Annotated in this window: 18 protein-coding genes and 1 pseudogene; 13 read left to right on the top strand and 6 right to left on the bottom strand. The window is 72.0% G+C overall.

Annotated elements, in window-relative coordinates; translation table 11 throughout:
- The 7 genes and pseudogenes from ISP_RS31850 to ISP_RS31820 all read left to right on the top strand — a co-directional run bounded on the left by ISP_RS31850 (position 1) and on the right by ISP_RS31820 (position 6,441).
- Positions 1-918, top strand: coding sequence for an NAD(P)-dependent oxidoreductase (locus ISP_RS31850; protein ID WP_013227993.1), 918 nt, complete (start codon positions 1-3; stop codon positions 916-918).
- Positions 919-929: 11 nt separating this feature from the next.
- Positions 930-2,060, top strand: a complete 1,131-nt coding sequence (locus tag ISP_RS31845) for an iron-containing alcohol dehydrogenase family protein (RefSeq protein WP_013227992.1) — start codon at positions 930-932, stop codon at positions 2,058-2,060.
- An 81-nt stretch (positions 2,061-2,141) separates the two neighbouring features.
- Positions 2,142-2,636: a SigE family RNA polymerase sigma factor gene (locus ISP_RS31840; protein WP_013227991.1), complete on the top strand. Its 495-nt coding sequence runs from the start codon at positions 2,142-2,144 to the stop codon at positions 2,634-2,636.
- Positions 2,636-3,523, top strand: a complete 888-nt coding sequence (locus ISP_RS31835) for a hypothetical protein (protein ID WP_014467428.1) — start codon at positions 2,636-2,638, stop codon at positions 3,521-3,523. The genes ISP_RS31840 and ISP_RS31835 overlap by 1 nt, the downstream gene beginning before the upstream one ends.
- Positions 3,524-3,727: 204 nt before the next feature.
- A complete protein-coding gene (locus ISP_RS31830; protein ID WP_013227989.1) occupies positions 3,728-4,594 on the top strand; it encodes a serine hydrolase in 867 nt (288 codons plus the stop codon).
- Between the two features lie 258 nt (positions 4,595-4,852).
- Positions 4,853-5,464: pseudogene (locus tag ISP_RS31825) on the top strand (phosphate ABC transporter ATP-binding protein); the annotation flags it as partial.
- Positions 5,465-5,661: 197 nt separating this feature from the next.
- Complete coding sequence (locus ISP_RS31820) at positions 5,662-6,441, top strand: NAD-dependent epimerase/dehydratase family protein (RefSeq protein ID WP_013227987.1); 780 nt, start codon at positions 5,662-5,664, stop codon at positions 6,439-6,441.
- Positions 6,442-6,462: 21 nt separating this feature from the next.
- Here the strand turns inward: ISP_RS31820 and ISP_RS31815 are convergent, their stop codons facing one another.
- On the bottom strand, positions 6,463-7,461 hold the full coding sequence (locus tag ISP_RS31815; protein WP_013227986.1) for a DUF6454 family protein: 999 nt from the start codon (positions 7,459-7,461) through the stop codon (positions 6,463-6,465).
- Positions 7,462-7,671: 210 nt separating this feature from the next.
- On the opposite strand from ISP_RS31815, the gene ISP_RS31810 reads away from it, so the two are divergent.
- The 6 genes from ISP_RS31810 to ISP_RS31785 all read left to right on the top strand — a co-directional run bounded on the left by ISP_RS31810 (position 7,672) and on the right by ISP_RS31785 (position 13,413).
- Positions 7,672-9,042, top strand: a complete 1,371-nt coding sequence (locus ISP_RS31810) for an NB-ARC domain-containing protein (RefSeq protein ID WP_013227985.1) — start codon at positions 7,672-7,674, stop codon at positions 9,040-9,042.
- A gap of 334 nt (positions 9,043-9,376) precedes the next feature.
- Complete coding sequence (locus ISP_RS31805) at positions 9,377-9,817, top strand: CHAT domain-containing protein (RefSeq protein WP_230468455.1); 441 nt, start codon at positions 9,377-9,379, stop codon at positions 9,815-9,817.
- Positions 9,818-9,920: 103 nt separating this feature from the next.
- On the top strand, positions 9,921-11,054 hold the full coding sequence (locus ISP_RS31800) for a sensor histidine kinase (RefSeq protein ID WP_013227983.1): 1,134 nt from the start codon (positions 9,921-9,923) through the stop codon (positions 11,052-11,054).
- Positions 11,051-11,731 carry a response regulator gene (locus ISP_RS31795; RefSeq protein ID WP_013227982.1) on the top strand — a complete coding sequence of 227 codons (681 nt, stop codon included), beginning with the start codon at positions 11,051-11,053 and terminating at the stop codon, positions 11,729-11,731. Before ISP_RS31800 ends, ISP_RS31795 begins: the two co-directional genes overlap by 4 nt.
- Before the next feature lie 116 nt (positions 11,732-11,847).
- Positions 11,848-12,510: a DUF2306 domain-containing protein gene (locus tag ISP_RS31790; protein ID WP_013227981.1), complete on the top strand. Its 663-nt coding sequence runs from the start codon at positions 11,848-11,850 to the stop codon at positions 12,508-12,510.
- Positions 12,511-12,537: 27 nt separating this feature from the next.
- Positions 12,538-13,413, top strand: coding sequence for a fumarylacetoacetate hydrolase family protein (locus tag ISP_RS31785; RefSeq protein WP_013227980.1), 876 nt, complete (start codon positions 12,538-12,540; stop codon positions 13,411-13,413).
- Between the two features lie 63 nt (positions 13,414-13,476).
- On the opposite strand, the gene ISP_RS31780 is transcribed toward ISP_RS31785, so the two are convergent.
- From ISP_RS31780 to ISP_RS31760, 5 genes are all read right to left on the bottom strand, one after another.
- On the bottom strand, positions 13,477-13,983 hold the full coding sequence (locus tag ISP_RS31780) for an RDD family protein (RefSeq protein WP_013227979.1): 507 nt from the start codon (positions 13,981-13,983) through the stop codon (positions 13,477-13,479).
- A gap of 50 nt (positions 13,984-14,033) precedes the next feature.
- Positions 14,034-14,684, bottom strand: a complete 651-nt coding sequence (locus ISP_RS31775; RefSeq protein ID WP_013227978.1) for a response regulator — start codon at positions 14,682-14,684, stop codon at positions 14,034-14,036.
- The gene (locus ISP_RS31770) at positions 14,684-15,877 is read right to left on the bottom strand and encodes a sensor histidine kinase (protein ID WP_230468454.1); all 1,194 of its coding nucleotides are present in this window, start codon (positions 15,875-15,877) and stop codon (positions 14,684-14,686) included. The genes ISP_RS31775 and ISP_RS31770 overlap by 1 nt, the downstream gene beginning before the upstream one ends.
- 25 nt (positions 15,878-15,902) lie before the next feature.
- Positions 15,903-16,349: a hypothetical protein gene (locus ISP_RS31765; RefSeq protein ID WP_013227976.1), complete on the bottom strand. Its 447-nt coding sequence runs from the start codon at positions 16,347-16,349 to the stop codon at positions 15,903-15,905.
- 107 nt (positions 16,350-16,456) lie between these two features.
- Complete coding sequence (locus tag ISP_RS31760; protein WP_230468453.1) at positions 16,457-16,999, bottom strand: hypothetical protein; 543 nt, start codon at positions 16,997-16,999, stop codon at positions 16,457-16,459.
- Between the last annotated feature and the right edge of the window lie 332 nt (positions 17,000-17,331).

Genomic DNA, 17,331 nt, shown 5'->3' with positions numbered 1-17,331 from the left:
ATGAAGATCGGTTTCATCGGCCTCGGCAACATGGGCCGGCACATGGCGCGGCACCTGATCCTCGCCGGCCACGACGTCACCGTCCACGATGTCCGCCCCGAAGCAGCGCTGGACCACCTCGGCCTGGGCGCCCGGTGGGTGGACAGCCCCGCCACCTGCGCCGACGGCGTCGACGTGCTCATCACGATGCTCCCGACCCCCGGCGTCGTCGAGGACGTCCTCCTGCGTGGCGGAGCGGCCGAGGCGCTCTCGCCGGGTGCCCTCTGGATCGATATGTCGACCTCCACCCCCGCGGCGGCGCAGCGCATCGCCGAAGAGGTCCTCGACGCGCGCGGCGTCCGGCGGCTCGACGCGCCGGTCAGCGGCATGGCCCGCGGCGCCGAGGCCGGCCTGCTGCAGATCTTCGTCGGCGGCGACGCGGGCGACTTCCGCGAAGTGCTGCCGCTGCTGGAAGTCCTCGGTGATCCGGCGAAGATCCTGCACGTCGGCGCGGTGGGGCACGGCTACACCGTCAAGCTGATGATCAACCTGCTGTGGTTCGGCCACCTGGTGGCGGCGGCCGAGGTCCTGGCCGTGGGCGTCAAGGCGGGCGTCGACCTCGGTGTGCTTCGCTCGGCGTTGCTGGCCGGCCCGGCCGCGTCCCACTTCCTCGAGCACGACGTGCTGTCCGTGCTGGCGGACGGCGACTACGACGACTCGTTCGCGATGGTGCTGGCGTGCAAGGACCTCGGCCTGGCCGTCGACCTCGCCCGCGATGTCGGGGTGCCGGCCGAGCTCGCCGCGCTCGTCGAGCGGATCTTCCGCCGTGCGAAGGCGGCGTACGGCGACCGCGCCGGGGAAATGAGCCCGGTCCGCCTGTACGAAAAGTGGGCCGGTCAGGACTTCCGGCTGCCGCTGCCCACCGTCCCGGCCGTCTGAAGGAGCCCGGCATGCGCCTGTCCGTCGAGCCGACCGGCCGCACCGAATACGGTCCCGGGGTCATCGCCGAGCTGCCCGGCTTCGTCGACAGCCTGGGCCACCGCCGGGCGTTCGTGGTCACCGACCGGGGGCTGCGAGCCACGGGGATCGTCGAGCGCGTCGAGAAGATCCTGGCCGCCGCCGGGATCGAGCACGCGGTCCACGAGGACATCGGCCCGAACCCGTCGACGGCGGAACTCGACCGCGGCGCCGCCCGCCTGCGCGCGTTCGGCACCGCGACCGTGCTCGCCCTCGGCGGCGGCTCGGCCCTGGACGCGGCCAAGGGCGTCTCCCTGCTCGCCGGGAACCCGGGCGCCGCGGCCGCGGACGCCGATCGGCTGTGGGACGCCGCCGCCGGCCTGCCCCTGATCGCCGTCCCCACGACGGCAGGCACCGGCGCGGAAACCAACGGGTTCGGCGTCACCGAGGACGTCTGCGCGCGCCGGAAGGTCTACATCGGACACGCCTCGGTCAAGCCGCGGATCGCCGTGCTGGACCCGGAGCTCACCCTCGGGCTGCCCGCCGGGATCACCGCGGCGACCGGCTTGGACGCCCTGGTCCACGGCATCGAATCCCTGGCTTCGCGGGGCGCCACCCCGTTCTCGGCGGCCTACGCCACGCAGGCGGTCGGCCTGGTCGGCCGGTGGCTGCCGGTCGCCTACCGCGACGGCGGCGACCTGGAAGCGCGGGCGGAGCTGATGCTCGGCGCGCACCTGGCCGGGCACGCACTGACGTTGTCCGGGCTCGGCCTGGTCCACGGCATCGGCCACGCGCTGACCGCGCACACGGGCACGCCGCACGGTGTCGCGCTGGCCGCGGTGCTGGAGGAGGTCATGCAGTTCAGCGCGGCGGCCGCGGGGGAGGCGTACGAAGCAACGGCTCGCGCGCTGCACGTCACACCGGCCGGCTCCGCCGCGGCGATCGAGGCCGTCCGGGAGATCTCGGGCGCGATCGAGATCAAACGCCCGTTGCGCGAACTCGGCGTCACCCGCGAGGAGATCCCGGAGATAGCCGCGGCCGCGGTCGCCGACGCCGTCACGAAGAACGCGCCACGCCTGCCGTCGGCAGCGGAGGTCGCCGAACTGCTGCGTTCGGTTTACTGAGCTGGAGCCGTCGCCTCGGGGTGCTCGGCCATCTCGAACTTCACTGCAACGGATCGCGTCGATGGCGGCATCTTGAGGGGTGTGCAGTTCGAAGAGTTCACCCGCGAGCAACTGCCCGGTCTGGTGCGGTTCGCCGCCGTCCTGACCGGCGACCGTGAACTGGCGCAGGACGTGGTGCAGGACGCGCTGGTGCACGCGCATCGCGCCTGGCGGCAGCTCGCGGCGGCCGATCGGCCGGACCTGTACATGCGGAAGATCGTCGTCAACGGCTACCTCGGCTGGCGGCGCCGCTGGTACCAGCGCTCGGTGCGCCCGACCTCGGACGTCGCGCGGTACCGGGAGCTGACCGAGCCGGATCCGGCCGGGCGGATCGCCGACGCCCACCAGCTCGGCGGCCTGCTCGCCGGGCTGAGCCGGGCCCAACGGGCGTCGATCGTGCTGCGGTTCTACGAAGACCGCGACGACGACGAGATCGCCGCGGTGCTCGGGTGCGCGCCCGGGACCGTGCGCAGCCACATCTCGCGCGGCCTGAGCTCGCTGCGCGTCCAGCTCAAAGAAGGCAAGGAGAGTGTGTGATGACCGATCTCGACGAGTTGCGCCGCGCGCTGCGGGCGCAGGAGACCTTGGCCCCCGATCCGGACGAAGTGCTCGCCGGCGCCACCCGCCGGATCCGGCGGCGCCGGGTGATCGGGGTCGCCGCGGTGACGTTCGCGGTGGTCGCGCTCGGGGCGGGTGCCGTCGGGGCGCTGGAGCGGGGCACCGCGGTGGTGCCTCCGGCCGCGCACCCGAGTCCCTCGTCCGCCGCGGCGACCGGGTCGCCGGACACCGGTAAGGTGCCGCCCGCCGCGCCGGCGGTGAGCCTCGAGGACAGTTCCTGGCAGCTGATGTTCTGGGCCATCCAGCCGCACTTCGCCACCGTGCACTACGGCCAGGACCATAAATACGCGTTCGAGATCGAAGTCCGGGAGAGCGCCCCGCCCAAGAGCGCGCTGCCCGCGAAGCCCACCACCGCCGGGCAGATCTCCCAGCCGCAGACGGTCATGTGGCAGGACGGACCGAATCGCTGGTTCCGGGTGCAGACCGCGAAACCGGTGACGGCCGCGGAAATGCTCGATCTGCTGGGGAAGATCCGCGCCACGCCGCCGGTGATCAAGTCGCCGCTGAAGTCCGTGCAACTCCCCGCGGGGCAGAAGGTCGACACGTTCACCAGCGAGTCCGAGGCCAACACGCTGGTGCTCTGCCCGGACATCGAGGTGCGGAAGGTGCCGCTCGACAGCCGGTGCTTCTCCCTGTTCGTGTGGATTCCCCGGAACAACGAAAGCTCGGACAGCGGCACCGAGCAGGATCCGCTGCCGGCCCGCCAATTCCGGAAGATCGGCCCGTACACCGTCGAAATCAACAGCTCGCCCGCCAACCGAGCGGCTGCGCTGACGTTGCTCAACTCCGTTCAGCTCGACCGGTAGTTCTTGTTTCCTGCGCGAGGCGGGGCGCTCTGTTCATGGTGCATGAACAGGCCCCGGCCTCGGTGACTCTCCACTGACGTGGATCTCCGGCCGCGTCCGAGTGCGTGATTTCCCCGCCTCCGGCCAGCTCTCCTGGGTGACGCCCGCCTTCCGGGCGGTTGCCGTGAAAAAGCAGCGGTCCATCGCCCGGTCGAAGGAGTTCCGATGCGTCTTTCCGTGGTCGTCGTGGTCGGAGGGGTGATTTTCGGTGCCGTCGCCGCGGCGACGTTCCTTCGTCCGGTGAACGTGCCCGCCGCCGTGGAACGGCCGGTCTTGTCGGTGTCTTCGCCGCCGGACACCGCCGCACCGGCCCCGAACGCGCGGCGGGCTGCGCCGGATCCGGCGGAGGTCAAGGTGGCCGTCGACGTCCGGGGCGACTGGTCCTGGGCGTTGCGCGAACTCGGCACCGGTGCGGTGGTCGGCGACGGGACGCTGCGCAACACGACCGAATCGATGATCAAGAGCTGGCTCGCCGTGGACTTCCTCGCTTCCCGGCGGTCCCGGATTTCGGCGGAGGACGAGGCCCGGCTGACCCGGATGATCCGGACCAGCGACGACAACGCCGCGCAGGCGCTGTACCTGCGGCTCGGCGGCGACGACTCGATCAGCCGGATGATCCGGACCTGCGGCCTGCGCGACACGCGGATCCACCCGGACTGGTGGTCCAAGACCACGATGCCCGCGACCGACGCGACCCTGCTCGGCCAGTGCGTCGCCCGCGGTCCGGGCTTGAGCCCGCAGTGGCGGACCAAGCTCCTCGATCTTATGCGCTCGGTCGACGCCGGCAACGCCTTCGGCATCCCGGAGGCGCCGGCGCTCGAGGGCAGGCGCCCGGCGGTCAAGAACGGCTGGACCCGGCACGGGACCTGGTGGACGGTCGACTGCCTGGCCATCTGGGACCACTGGGTGCTCGCGGTCATGGTGCACTACCCGGACCAAGGCGACGAGCACCGGTACGGGGCCACCGTGTGCAAGGACGTCGCCCAGCAGTTGTTCGGCCGCAGCGACATCAGCCTCGCGCCGGGCCGGTGAGCGGGCGCGCCCTGGAGACCGGCACCCCGGTCGTCATCGAGGACGGCTCCCTGCGGCCCGCGCCGCCTCGGCCGGCCGGTCGACGGCCTGGACTTCGTGGTGGGCCGGCTCGGCGGGCAGCATCGTGTGGCGGTTTCTTTCCGCCGACAACCGCAGTCTGGCGCAGTCGGCAACGTCCTTTCCGGACGCTGCCTCGTGCGCCGACGCGGTGCGGACCCTCCGGGACCGGTTGACCCTGGCGGACGTCGTCGTGCGCGACACGAACTCGTGCCCGGCGCCACCCTGGCCGGCGAGGTGCTGCCGGCCGGCGACGACATCTACGCGCCGTCGTGGAAGCTGACCGACGCCCGCCGCCGCATCGGCATGGTGTTCCAGAAGCCGAACCCGTGCCCGGCGATGTCGATCTACGACAACGTCACGGCCGGGCTGAAGCTCACCGGCACCAAGGTCAAGGCGGCCGAGCGGGACGACCTCGTCGCCGAGTGCCTGCGGAAGGCCGGGCTGTGGAAGGAGGTCCGCGACCGGCTCCGCCAGCCGGGCGGTGCGTTGTCGGGCGGCCAGCAGCAGCGGCTGTGCATCGCCCGCACGCTCGCCGTCCGGCCGAAGGTGCTGCTGATGGACGAGCCGTGCTCGGCGCTGGACCCGACGTCGACCCGCCGCATCGAGGAGACGATCGAGGACCTCAGCGGCGAGGTCACGATCGTCATCGTCACGCACAACATGCAGCAGGCGCAACGGGTTTCGGCGCAATGCGCGTTCTTCCTCGCCGAAGCGCCGGGGGTGATCGTGGAGGCGGGCCCGGCGAACGCGGTGTTCGACGAGCCCTCCGACCCCCGGACGGCCGACTACGCCCACGGCCGCTTCGGCTGATTCGGCCGTTCCGGAGTGAAGTCCCGGCGATCGGACGACGCTGGTGGCGGTCGGTGCGCGCTACGGTGGTCCGGTGCGGGTACCGGGTAGTGCCCGGCATCGACGGCCCCGGCGGTTCGTCGTGCCGGTCTTCCGCCGTCAAGGTGCAGTTCTCTCCCGGCCGGGATCGGTGGCCGGTGGGGTCGGGGAGGCTTGTGGTGGGCAGGGTGCTGGTGACCGGCGCGGCCGGGCGGGTGGGGCACATCGTGGTTCCCCGCCTGCACGCCGCGTGGGACCTGCGGCTGCTGGATCTGGCGCGGCCCGGCGACCTCCCCGGCGAGTGGGTGACCGGCTCGGTCACCGACGCCGGCGTCATGGCCGGCGCGTGCCGGGGGGTGGACGCGGTGATCCACCTCGCCGCCCTCGCCGGTGAGGACAGCTGGGATCGGCTCATGGCCGTCAACGTCAGTGGCACGCGCACGGTCTTGGACGCGGCCTTGGCTGCCGGAGTGCCCAGGGTGGTGCTGGCGTCCAGCGTGCACACGGTCGGGTTCCGGCCGGCCGGGCAGCCGGTGCCCGCGGACTGCCCGCCGTGTCCGGACACCCTCTACGGGGTCAGCAAGGCGGCGGTCGAGGCGTTGGGCAGCCTCTACCACTTCCGGTTCGGGCTGGACGTCATCTGCGTGCGGATCGGCTCGTGCTTCGTCCGGCCGGTGGACCGGCACGCCCTGAGTCTGTGGTTGTCCCCGGGCGACGCCGGCCGGATGTTCGAAGCGTGCCTGACCGCCACGGCCCCCGGCTTCCGGGTCATCTGGGGGGTCTCGGCCAATAGCCGTGGCTGCTGCTCCCTGCGGGAGGGCCGGGAACTGGGGTACCACCCGGTCGACGACGCCGAGCGGTTCGCGGCCGCGGTACCGCCCGATGAGACGGTCTCGGCACACCTGGGCGGGCGGCTGTTCACCACCACCGAACTCGGCCGGCCCATCGGGCAGGGGTGAACGCCCGACGGCTGATCGCCCTCACCGGGGCGGGGCGACGGTCGTGGCGTAGGTCAGCAGTTCGGTGCCGTTGCCCTCGTCGCCGTTGTCGGGGGCGACCCACATGGTCAGCGTGTTGCCCGCGGCGGCGATCTTGAACGGGTTGCGGTTGACGACGTGGCCGGCGGCGGACCACAGCTGGACCGGAGCCTCGTGCTCGATCTGCCGGGCGCGCAGGTCCACGAGGCCGATCCCGCCCAGCTCGTAGGTCGCGCCCGCGCCACCCGCGGCCGGCGTCTGCGGCAGGTTCGCGATGCCGCCGCAGATCATCCGGCGCTGGGGGAGGGTCTGGCAGTCCTGGTAGTCGACGAAGAAACCGGGGTTGTCCCAGGCAGCGATCCGACGGCCGTCGGTCGTCCACTCGTAGAAGCGCCGGGAACCCCAGCTCTGCCCGACCAGGTGCCCGCTGGCCGCGTCCCGGACGATCCCGCCCACGTGGTCGGCGACCTCGAACTGCTTGTGCACGGCCAGGGTCCGGGCGTCGATGCGATAGACGACGGCGCTGCTGTCCGGCCGGTACTGGGCGACCGGAACCCAGACGGAGGTGCCGTCGAAGTCCATGCCTGCCGGGTGGTACATGTCGCCTTCGCCGAGGACGATGTCGCGCTGCAGGTGACCCGCCCGGTCCATGACGAAGACGTGGCCGATGCCCTTGCCGGGGGTTCGGTCGTAGCCGCCTTGCGGAACCGGGTATTTCTTGGTCGGCTCCAGGACCTGGACGGCGGAGAGGAACATCCGGTCGCCGGCGAACGCCAGGCCTTCGGTGTGGTAGGTGGGGAACTGCAGCTTCAGCGTGCTCACCAGCTCCCACCGGGTATCACGGGTGACGGCGGCGAAGTCCGCCGAGACGGCGTCCTTCCGGACCGCACCGGCGTTCGTCATCGCGGGTGTCGTGGACGCGCTTGCGGTGGCCGCCCCGCCGACGGCCACCACCAGCGCCACGATCGTGAGCAGGGCACGCCGCAGATCGACAGTCTTCATCGGGACCTTTCGCGGTGAGGGACCCCCAGGGCCCATCGACGGTAAGCGCGCCGGATGAAGCGACGGTGGTGCGGACGCCAACACTGGCGGAACTGACCACGCGCCGTTTCGGTGATCGGGGGGAACCGCCGTCGGGATCGGATCGCCGAGGAACGCCCGGCCGCGCGATACCGTAGGGCCGACGTTGGTGTCAGGTGACCAGGAGGCTCGGTGGCGGAGCAGGACGACGTGCCGCGTCAGCCTCGCCTCCCGGTTCCCCGAGAGCTGCCTCCGGACATCTCCGGGTTCACCGGCCGGGCCGGGCAGCTCGACGAGCTGGACCGGCTGCTCGACGGCTCCCGCACGTCGACCTCGGTGGTGGTGTCCTCCCTCTCCGGCACCGCCGGCATCGGAAAGACAGCGTTGGCGGTGCATTGGGGGCACCGGGTCCGGGACCGGTTCCCGGACGGGCAGCTCTACGTCAACCTTCGGGGATATGACGTCGACGATCCCGCCGCGCCCGAGGACGTGCTGGCCGACCTGTTGCGCCCACTCGGGATAGCGGAGGCAGCCGTTCCCACCGGCTTGGATCGCCGGGCGAGCGCCTATCGGTCCCTCATCGCCGACCGGCGGATGCTGATCGTCCTGGACAACGCGCGGACACCCGATCAGGTCGAGCCCTTGCTGCCGGGAACCCGGAGCTGCTTCGTGCTCGTGACGAGCCGTGACGCACTCCCGGGTCTTTCGATCGCCCACGGCACATCCCGGATCACCGTCGACCTCCTGCCGCACGGCGAGGCGGTGGAACTCCTGCGCCGGCGGCTCGGAGACCGGGCCGACGACCAGCCCGCTGCGGCGGACGCACTGGTCGAGCAGTGCGCGTGCCTGCCCTTGGCGCTGCGTACCGTCGCCGAATTGGCGCTGGCCCGGCCGTGGACCCAGCTGCACGAGCTCGCCCGGGAGCTGGGTGACGAACGGTGGAAACTCGAGATGCTCGGCTCCAGCGGCCATGCGTGCACCGCCGTCCGCTCGGTGTTCTCGTGGTCCTACCGGCAGCTGTCCGCCCGCGAGGCGCAAGCGTTCCGGCTGCTCAGCGTGGCACCGGCACGGTGCAGCATCGACGACTACGGCCTGGCCGCTCTCGCCGGTGGTATCACCCTCGAGGAGGCTCGAGACACCCTCCGCAGCCTGATGCGCGTCCACCTGGTCCGCGAAGCGGCTGATGGGAGATTCCTGTTGCACGACCTGCTTCGCGCCTATTCCGCGGAGCTGGGTGGGGAACGTGCGCGCCGGCACGAACGAGAGCACGCTTTGGGGCGCCTGTTCGTCTACCACACCCATACGACCTGCCGTGCGCTCGAACTGATCGGCCCGCGCCACGGACGGAACCGGCCAGAGCAGCCGAAACCGGCCGGGCCGGTTCCGGCCTTGACCACCGACGCGCAGGCGCTCGCCTGGCTGATGGCGAGGAAGTTGACGAAGGCCCGGCCGGCGAGCTGGTGCGCGAGCCGGCGGAACCCGGCCCTGCGCCGGGGGCCGCCCCCGGGTCAGGTGAGCTTGCCGGTCGGCGACCACGACCACGAGCTGGGTGTCGCCAGGTAATCGCCGCCTCAGCGAGTCGACGAGCCGGCGCACTGGATGACCAGCTGCTGGCTCCGCCGGCGAAGCTGCTGGGCGACCGCGACCGCGACCGCGACCGCGAGCTCGTGATCGTGATCGTGCCGAGCGGGTCCCTGCACTCGGTCTCGTGGGGTGCGCTGCCGTCGCTGCCCAGCCGCCCGCACGTGGTCACGCCGTCCGCAACCGCGTGGCTGGCCGCTGACGGGCGACCGAGTCGCCCTCAGGCCGGCGACACGTCCTGATCAGGGGCCCGGGAGTCGAGGTCGAGCAAAGCGAATTCGACGACCTGCGCGAGCTCTACCCCGATGCGACGTCGTTGAGCGGGCCGGAGGCGACCGTGGCCGCGGTGCTGCGCCACCTGGACGGAGCGCGGATGGTGCACTTGGCGGTCCACGGCCAGCACGAGCCGGAGAATGCGTTGTTTTCGCGGCTGGAACTCGCCGACGGGCCGTTGTTCGCCCACGACGTGCTGCGCCTCGGCCGGCCACCCGCGCAGGTGGTGCCGGCGGCCAACGAACTCGCGCTCACCCACATCAGGCCGGGCGACGAACCACTCGGCTTCGCCGGTGCGCTGCTGGCCTCGGGAGTCAGCACGGTCGTCGCGGCCGTGACCCAGGTGGGGGAGCGAGCTGCCTCGCTCGCGATGAGCGACTTCCACCACAGCCTGGCGGCGGGCAGCTCGCCGGCCGACGCTCTGGCGCACTCCACGGGACGGGACCCGTACCGGCGGCCGTTCATCTGCGTGGGTGCCAGTTGACGCGAAGCGACGCTCTCCGCTCAGGAAATCACGACCACCGAGCGGCGCCGCAGTCGTACTTTCGGGTGATCTGGGCCGGCTGGGCCTTTCGTACCATCAGCGGGTGAACTCTGCGCTCCGCTCGCTGTGGGACGAACCCCGGCCGCCCGATCCGCCGTCGCGGGTGTGGCGTGACTGGGCGCTGCTCGGTGTGCTCGGGGCCGCCCTGGTGCTCGAGGGCCTGTTCCGGCCGGACATGCCGTGGCGGGTCCTGTCCGTGGTCGTCGTCGCCGCGCTGCTGCCGACGTTGCTGTGGCGCCGGAGCAGGCCGTTCCCGATGTTCCTGGCCTCGTTCGGGATCACGGCCGTGGTCACGCTGCTGACCGGCGGTGCCGCCCCGTCGGCGTATGCGATGGCCGGGCTGCTTCTCTTGCCGTACTCGCTGGCGCGGTGGGGGTCCGGGCGCGAGCTCGTGCTCGGGGTGGGGCTCGTGCTGCCCGAGACCGCCCTGTCGGTCGCCCTCGGGCAGAAGAGCGTCGCCGATGCGGTGGGCGGGCTGGTCGTGCTGTTCGCGACCGTCACGCTGGCCGCGGCGGTGCGGTACCGGGCCCGGGCGCGGCTGCGGGAGCTGGACCAGGTCAAACTGCTCGAGCGCGAGGGGCTGGCGCGGGACCTGCACGACACGGTCGCCCACCACGTCTCGGCGATGGCGATCCGGGCGCAGGCCGGTCTGGCGATGATGCCGTCGCAGCCGGAAGCCGCGGCCGAAGCGCTGCAGCTGATCGAAGCCGAAGCGGCGCGCGCCCTCGACGAGATGCGGGCCATGGTCCGCGTCCTGCGCCGCGACGAGCCGGCCGATCTCGCCCCGAACCCGCGGATCGCCGATCTCGGGAAGCTCGCGAGCCGGGCCCGGCCGTTCGTCGACGTGACCGTCTCCGGTGACCTCGACGACCTGCCGCCGTCGATCGGGAGCGCGATCTACCGCCTGGCCCAGGAATCGGTCACGAACGCCCGGCGCCACGCCCGGCACGTGACCCGGATCGAGGTCCGGGTCACCGCCGACGACACGTCGGTGCGGCTGCGCGTGAGCGATGACGGAGAGCCCGGCCTCGTGCGCCCGGCGGCGTCCCCGGGCTACGGGCTCGCCGGGATGATCGAGCGGGCCGGCCTGCTCGGCGGAACCTGCGAAGCGGGCCCGAACCCGGGGCGGGGGTGGTCGGTGACCGCGGTCCTGCCCCGTGGTGGGGTGGCGGCATGAGCATCCGCGTGATCGTCGCCGACGACCAGGAGATCGTCCGCACCGGCCTGACGATGCTGCTCGGCTCCCAGCCGGGGATCGAGGTCGTCGGCGAGGCCGCCGACGGGGAGGCCGCCGTCGAGCTGGCGCGGCGGCTGCGTCCGGACGTGTGCCTGTTCGACATCCGCATGCCCGGCATGGACGGCATCGAGGCCACCCGCCGCCTGGCCGGTCCCGGCGTCGAGAACCCCCTGGCCGTCGTCGTCATCACCACGTTCGACCTCGACGAGTACGTCTACGCGGCGTTGCGGGCGGGCGCGCGCGGGTTCCTGCTGAAGAACGCCGGCACGCAGCTGCTCGCTCAGGCCGTCCACGCCGCCGCGACCGGTGACGCCCTGATCGCGCCCAGCGTCACCGCGCGGCTGCTCGACGCCTTCGCGGGGACCGGCTCCGGCGCGCCGAGCCAGCCCATCGAACCCCTCACCGACCGCGAAGAACAGGTCCTGCTCAGCGTGGCGCGCGGGCGGACCAACCGCGAGATCACCGAGGAGCTCTACATCACGCTCAGCACGGTCAAGACCCACATCGCGAGCCTGATGGCCAAGCTCGGCGCCCGCAACCGCGTCGAAATCGCCATCTGGGCCCACGAAACCCGCCGCGTCCGCAACGCGGCAGCCGCGCCCCGCCGAAAGTACTAGAACCGGGCCGTACTTGGGGACGGGTGAGGTCCGGCCCTTCTGCCGATGAGCCGCGGGCCGCCGGTCGTCATGCTGGGCGAAGACGTTCGCGCATGACCTCCGAGAGGGGTTTTCCCTTGCTACTCAACAAAAAACCGGCGTGGCTGGTCCCGGCGGGCCTGCTCCTGCTCAGTGCGGTGCCGGTGGCCGCCGGTTCCGCGCGGGTGGCCGAGCTGACCGGCGGCGCGCGGGTCACCGCGGACAACGCGCGGTTCTTCGCCATGCCGCTGCCCGTCGTGCTGCACATCTTCGGCGCGAGCATCTTCTGCGTCCTGGGGGCGTTCCAGTTCGTGCCGTCGCTGCGCCGGCGCCGGCCCCGCTGGCACCGGGTCGCCGGGCGGGTCCTGGTTCCGTGCGGGCTTATCGCGGCGCTGTCCGGTCTGTGGATGACGCTGTTCTCCGAGCTCCCGCCGGGCGACGGTGACCTCCTCACCGTGTTCCGGTTGTTCTTCGGCACGGCGATGGCGGTGTCGATCGTGCTGGCCACAGTCGCGATCCGCCGCCGCGACGTTCGCCGCCACCGGGTCTGGATGACCCGCGGGTACGCGATCGGGCTGGGCGCGGGCACGCAGGTGCTGACGCACGTCCCGTGGACCCTGCTGGTGGGCGTGCCCGGCGAGTTCACCCGGGCGATGCTGATGGCGGCGGGCTGGGTGATCAACCTGGCCGTGGCCGAGTGGGCCCTGCGCCGGCGGACGCCTGTCCGGCACTCGTTGACCGCCGTGCTGCGCACTCCGTAGGTTCGATGCTGACCGAGGAGGTCCGGGATGAGTCACCTGGTGCGATTCGCCGACGGAGCCGGCGACATCCGCGTCGGCCTGCTCGCCGGTGAGCAGCTGCGGCCGCTCGCGGTGACGTCGATGAGCGAGCTGCTGCGCCACTCCGTGGCGGAGATCCGCGAGCTGACCGACACCGCCGGGGAACCGGTGGCCACGGCCGGGGTGCGCCTGCTGCCGCCGCTGGACGGGCGGATGGAGGTATGGGCCGCCGGGGTGACCTACCTGCGGTCCGAGGAGGCCCGCCGCGAGGAAAGCGCCGACGAGGACGTCTACGCGCGGGTCTACCGCGCGCAGCGGCCGGAGCTGTTCTTCAAGTCGGCCGCGTGGCGCGTGGTCACCGACGGTGAGCCGATCGCCATTCGCGCCGATTCCGCCAACAACGTGCCGGAGCCGGAACTCGGCCTGCTGCTCACGAGTGCCGGGGAGATCGCCGGGTACGTGGTGGTCGACGACGTCAGCTCCCGCAGCATCGAAGGCGAGAACCCGCTGTACCTCCCGCAGGCCAAGATCTACACCGGCTCGTGCGCGGTGTCGGCGCGGGTCCGGCCGGCGTGGGAGGTGCCGGACCCGCTGTCGCTCGACCTCCGCATGCGCATCCTGCGCGACGATCACGAGGTGTTCGACGGCGAATCCAGCACCGCCCAGCTCAACCGCAAACCGGCCGGACTCGTCGAATACCTGTGGCGGGACAACGACTTCCCCGACGGCGCCGTGCTCTCGACGGGCACGTCCGTCGTACCGGGCCTCGATCAAGGGCTGCAGCCGGGCGACGTGGTCGAGATCGAAATCGGCGAGGTCGGATCGCTGCGCACTCCCGTGGTGCTGGGCGCGGACGAGGTGCGCGGGGTGCTCGCCGCCCGCTGACGGCTCATTCGCCCGCTTCGATCAGCGCACCCACCCCGGCGAGGGCGTGGAAGGCGAGTGCCCTCAGTCGACGTGGTCGGCGCGGACCACGAGGGTCCGCGCCACGAGGTCGCCGATCCGCTGCCGTCGCTTGGTCGCGACGATGCTGACGAAGGCCACCAGCCCCAGCAGCAGCCCGTCGACGGTGAGGAGCACCCACCGGATCAGGTACGCGCGCGCCTTGGGCCGGCCGCCGCGCAGGGTTTGCACCCGCAGGCCCATCACCAGCATCCCCGGGGTGACCCCGTTCCGGCGCACCGGAACCCAGATCTGGATGACGATGTCGCAGGCCTGGGTGGCCACCAGGAACGTGATCGCCGGTCCCCACAGGATGAGCTTCGGCGGCACCCAACCCCACTGCACCAACGGAATGGCGATCAGGCCGGCGACGAGCGCGGCGAACACCCCGATGCCGACGGCAAGAGCCCAGTCCAGCACGGACTGGACCGCCCGGCGCCCGGCCATCCCCAGCCGCTCCGCCAGCTCACCCGCCCGGTCGGCGGCAGGCGGTTCCGGAGCCGAAGTGGTCACGGCGCTGACGGCACACTCGGCGAGTCTTGCACACCGGTCAAGCATCGCCGTCAGCCGAGCAAACCGCGCTGCCACGCCCAAATCGCGATCTCCGTGCGGTTGCGGAGCTCGAGCTTGCGCTGCACGTTCGTCAGGTGTGTCTTGACCGTCGAAAGGGAGACGCGCAGATCGTCGGCGATCTCCGCGTTGGTCCGCCCCTGTGCCACCGCGAGCACGACGTCGGACTCCCGGTCGGTCAGCAGATCCGGCGCCCCCTGCGCGCGCCGCCGGGCCCGCTCGGTGAACCGGGCCAGCAGGCGCACCGTCACCGACGGCGAGACCAGCGCTTCGCCGTTGGCCGCCGCGCGGACCGCGTCCACCAGCAGCCGCGGCCCCGCGTCCTTGAGCAGGAACCCGCACGCGCCGCCGAGCAAGGCGGCGTAGACGTTCTCGTCGGCGTCGTAGGTCGTCACCACCACGACCCGCAGCGGGTCGGCGACGGCCGGTCCGGCCAGCAGCTCGGTCGCGCGCAGACCGTCCACTCCGGGCATCCGGATGTCCATCAGCGTCACGTCGGGCCGCAACCGCCGCGCCAGCCGGACCGCGGTCTCCCCGTCCGCGGCCTCGGCGATCACTTCGATGTCCGGCGCGGCGTCGAGCACCAGCCGGAACCCGGTGCGCACCATGACCTGGTCGTCGGCCACCAGCACGCGGATGGTCATCAGATCCCCCGCGGCAGGGTGTCGAAGGGCGCGTCTTCGCCGCCGAGCGGCAAGCGGGCCGCGACCCGCCAGCGCGAGCCGGCCTCGCGCCCCGCGGTCAGGCCGCCGCCCAGCATGGCCAGCCGCTCGGTCATGCCGATGATGCCGAACCCGCCGGGGGAGGGCAACGGCGTCGCGGGCACGCCGTCGTTCCGGACTTCCAGCACCAGCTCGTCGGCCTCGACGCGCGCGGAGACGGCCACGTCGGTCGCCGCCGGCGCGTGCCGCCGGACGTTGGTCAGCGCCTCGGTCACGACGCGGTGGATGGTCGTGGCCAACTGGGCCGGCACCGGCAGCTGGTCCAGCTCCTCGGCGATGTCCACCCGCGCGAAGGAGCCGGTGGCCGCGCGCACCGCGTCACCGAGGACGGCACCGGCATGTTGCGGCACGCCTTCGGTGTCCCGCAACATGCCGACGAGCCGGCGCGCGGCGGCCAGCGCCGCACTTCCGGCCTCCTCGATCTCGCGGTAGACCGCGGCGTGGTTGTCCTCGTCGGGTTTCGCTTCGGTGATCGCACGCGCGGCCTGAACGCGCACCACGATGCCGCTGACGTGGTGGGACACCAGGTCGTGCAGCTCCCTGGCCAGCTGCAGCCGTTCCTGGCCGCGCACCCGCTCCAGCGCGTCCCGCTCCCGGCCGTCCGCCGCACGCAGGATGAGCCCGACCCCCAGGCAGGCGCCCCAGTACGCCGCAGCCGCCACGGCCAGCAGCGCCTCCGGCACGTCCGCGCCGTAGCGGAGCAGCGGCGCCGCGATCATCACGACGCCCAGCACCGGTGCCAGCACGGCCGTGCGTCTCGGCTCGAGCTTGCGGCCGGCCGAGGCGGTGAGCACCCCGGCCGCCACGATTTCGGCGATCGGCGGCTCGCTCCGCACGTCGGTGAGGATCGGCACGAGCGTGCCGATCGCCGACAGCACCGCGACGGCGCTCCCCAGGATGCCGACGTGGCGGGGAAAGCGCCGCCGCAGCACGACCAGGACCGGGACGGCCGTGCCCGTGGAGGCCAGGAGCCCGGCCAGCGGGGCGGCCCAGCCGTGCCCGCCGTGTCCGGGCACGCGCAGGGCCAGCAGCACATCGGCGACGATCGCCGCGGCCAGCACCGCGATCTCGGGTCCGAGCATGCCGCGCCGGGCCCGGGCCCCCGTTCTGCGCATGGCCGTCATGATCCACCGGCCCGGATCAGCCCGCGCGCCGGACCCCGGCGATGTAGCGGTTGGACGGGCCCAGGTAGCTGAGCACGGTCGCGACGACCGCGATCCCGCAGCTGACGTAGCCCGCCCACGACGGTTGCGTGGCCAGCAGCGAAGCGGCCTGGAGCACCGTGAACAAAGTGAGCGTGACGCGCGCCCAGTTGCGCCCGGCCTTGAGCTTGAACGACAGCCACAGGTAGACGAGCGCGATGACCCCGGCGATCGCGACCGGAATGGCCTGGGTCAGCAAGGTGAGCCGGTCGAGCTGGTCCGGCGACAACGAGGGGTTGTCGCGGCGCAAGGCCGCCGCGATTTCGTCGTGCGCGCTCAAGATGAACAGCCCACCGGCGATCGCGGAGACGGTGGACGCCAGAAACCCGAAGAAGGCGGCGATGATCGTGCTGGGCGGAGTCGCCCGTACCGTTTCAGTAGTCATACCGGGAAGTTAGAACCCGGTGCGGCCCGGCACCCGCTGAGTCGCGCCCGTCTCGTACTTTCGGCCGAGGCCGTCCTCGGGTTGACGGTGCAGGCCGGCCCCCGTCGTCACGGCGGCGGGAGGACATCCGCGACGTCGGCGACCTGCTTGAGGAACGCGTCGGAGGGGTGGCCCTTGATCGGGTCCGTTTCGGCGATGACGACCAGCTTCCCGTCCGGCCGCGACCGGTAGTGCTTTCCGGTGAAACGAAAGCCGCCCGCTGCGAGAACTTCCGATCCGAACGGAGTCACGTCACCGGATCCGTACACGTCTTCCAGCTTGCGGAGCTGTCCGGCGGATTCGGCCGACGGCATTTTCACCCACGCGACCGAACCGGCGATCGTGTTCCCGTTCCGGTCCTGCACGACGAACAGCAGCTGGTCGAGCTTGTCGCACGGATGGCGGAGGAAGAACTGCTGAACCTGGCCGAACGACTGGACGGTGCAGCGCAGGTCCTTCTTGATCTCCTTCTTGAGTTCCTTGAGAGCCAGCCGTCGCCATGCCTCGGCGCGATCGCCCTTCCGTGCGGCCTTTTTGCCGGCGGCCGCGTCCGCTTCGGACACGCTCTTGGTCGTCGCGGCGTCGAGCCCGGCGCCGACCGAAGTGACCACGTCTCCGCCGCTCGCCGCCGCCACAACCGTCGCCAAGACGGCCGCGCCGAAAACGCCACCGGTTTTGATCCACCTGCCGTCGGGACCTCTGGGCTGCTTCGGGTTGAAAGGCACGCGCTGCGCTCCTGAGTCGAGTCGGGCGACGGATCGACCTTGCCGGAACAGGAGGCGGCGGAAAAAGTGCGGGTACGAGAATCACCTGATCGTCTCAATGCGTCCGTCCGGCGGGGCTCGCGACGCCCGGCACAACTGATCAATTCGGCACGCTGCCCCGTGCGCACACCCTTTTGCGCCCGATCTTTAGCCCGTCCGGGCGACCCCCGAGCGGGTAT

This window comes from Amycolatopsis mediterranei (assembly GCF_026017845.1).
Taxonomy (GTDB): Bacteria; Actinomycetota; Actinomycetes; order Mycobacteriales; family Pseudonocardiaceae; genus Amycolatopsis; species Amycolatopsis mediterranei.
Note: the sequence above shows the minus strand (reverse complement) of the source record. Positions and strands in the feature narration are given on the sequence as shown.

Bases quoted from the DNA above. Each gene is read 5' to 3' on its own strand.
- ISP_RS31815 (WP_013227986.1), bottom strand. From the start codon at position 7,461: ATGAAGACTGTCGATCTGCGGCGTGCCCTGCTCACGATCGTGGCGCTG.
- ISP_RS31835 (WP_014467428.1), top strand. From the start codon at position 2,636: ATGACCGATCTCGACGAGTTGCGCCGCGCGCTGCGGGCGCAGGAGACC.
- ISP_RS31830 (WP_013227989.1), top strand. From the start codon at position 3,728: ATGCGTCTTTCCGTGGTCGTCGTGGTCGGAGGGGTGATTTTCGGTGCC.
- ISP_RS31770 (WP_230468454.1), bottom strand. From the start codon at position 15,877: ATGCGCAGAACGGGGGCCCGGGCCCGGCGCGGCATGCTCGGACCCGAG.
- ISP_RS31775 (WP_013227978.1), bottom strand. From the start codon at position 14,684: ATGACCATCCGCGTGCTGGTGGCCGACGACCAGGTCATGGTGCGCACC.
- ISP_RS31785 (WP_013227980.1), top strand. From the start codon at position 12,538: ATGAGTCACCTGGTGCGATTCGCCGACGGAGCCGGCGACATCCGCGTC.
- ISP_RS31845 (WP_013227992.1), top strand. From the start codon at position 930: ATGCGCCTGTCCGTCGAGCCGACCGGCCGCACCGAATACGGTCCCGGG.
- ISP_RS31795 (WP_013227982.1), top strand. From the start codon at position 11,051: ATGAGCATCCGCGTGATCGTCGCCGACGACCAGGAGATCGTCCGCACC.
- ISP_RS31850 (WP_013227993.1), top strand. From the start codon at position 1: ATGAAGATCGGTTTCATCGGCCTCGGCAACATGGGCCGGCACATGGCG.
- ISP_RS31765 (WP_013227976.1), bottom strand. From the start codon at position 16,349: ATGACTACTGAAACGGTACGGGCGACTCCGCCCAGCACGATCATCGCC.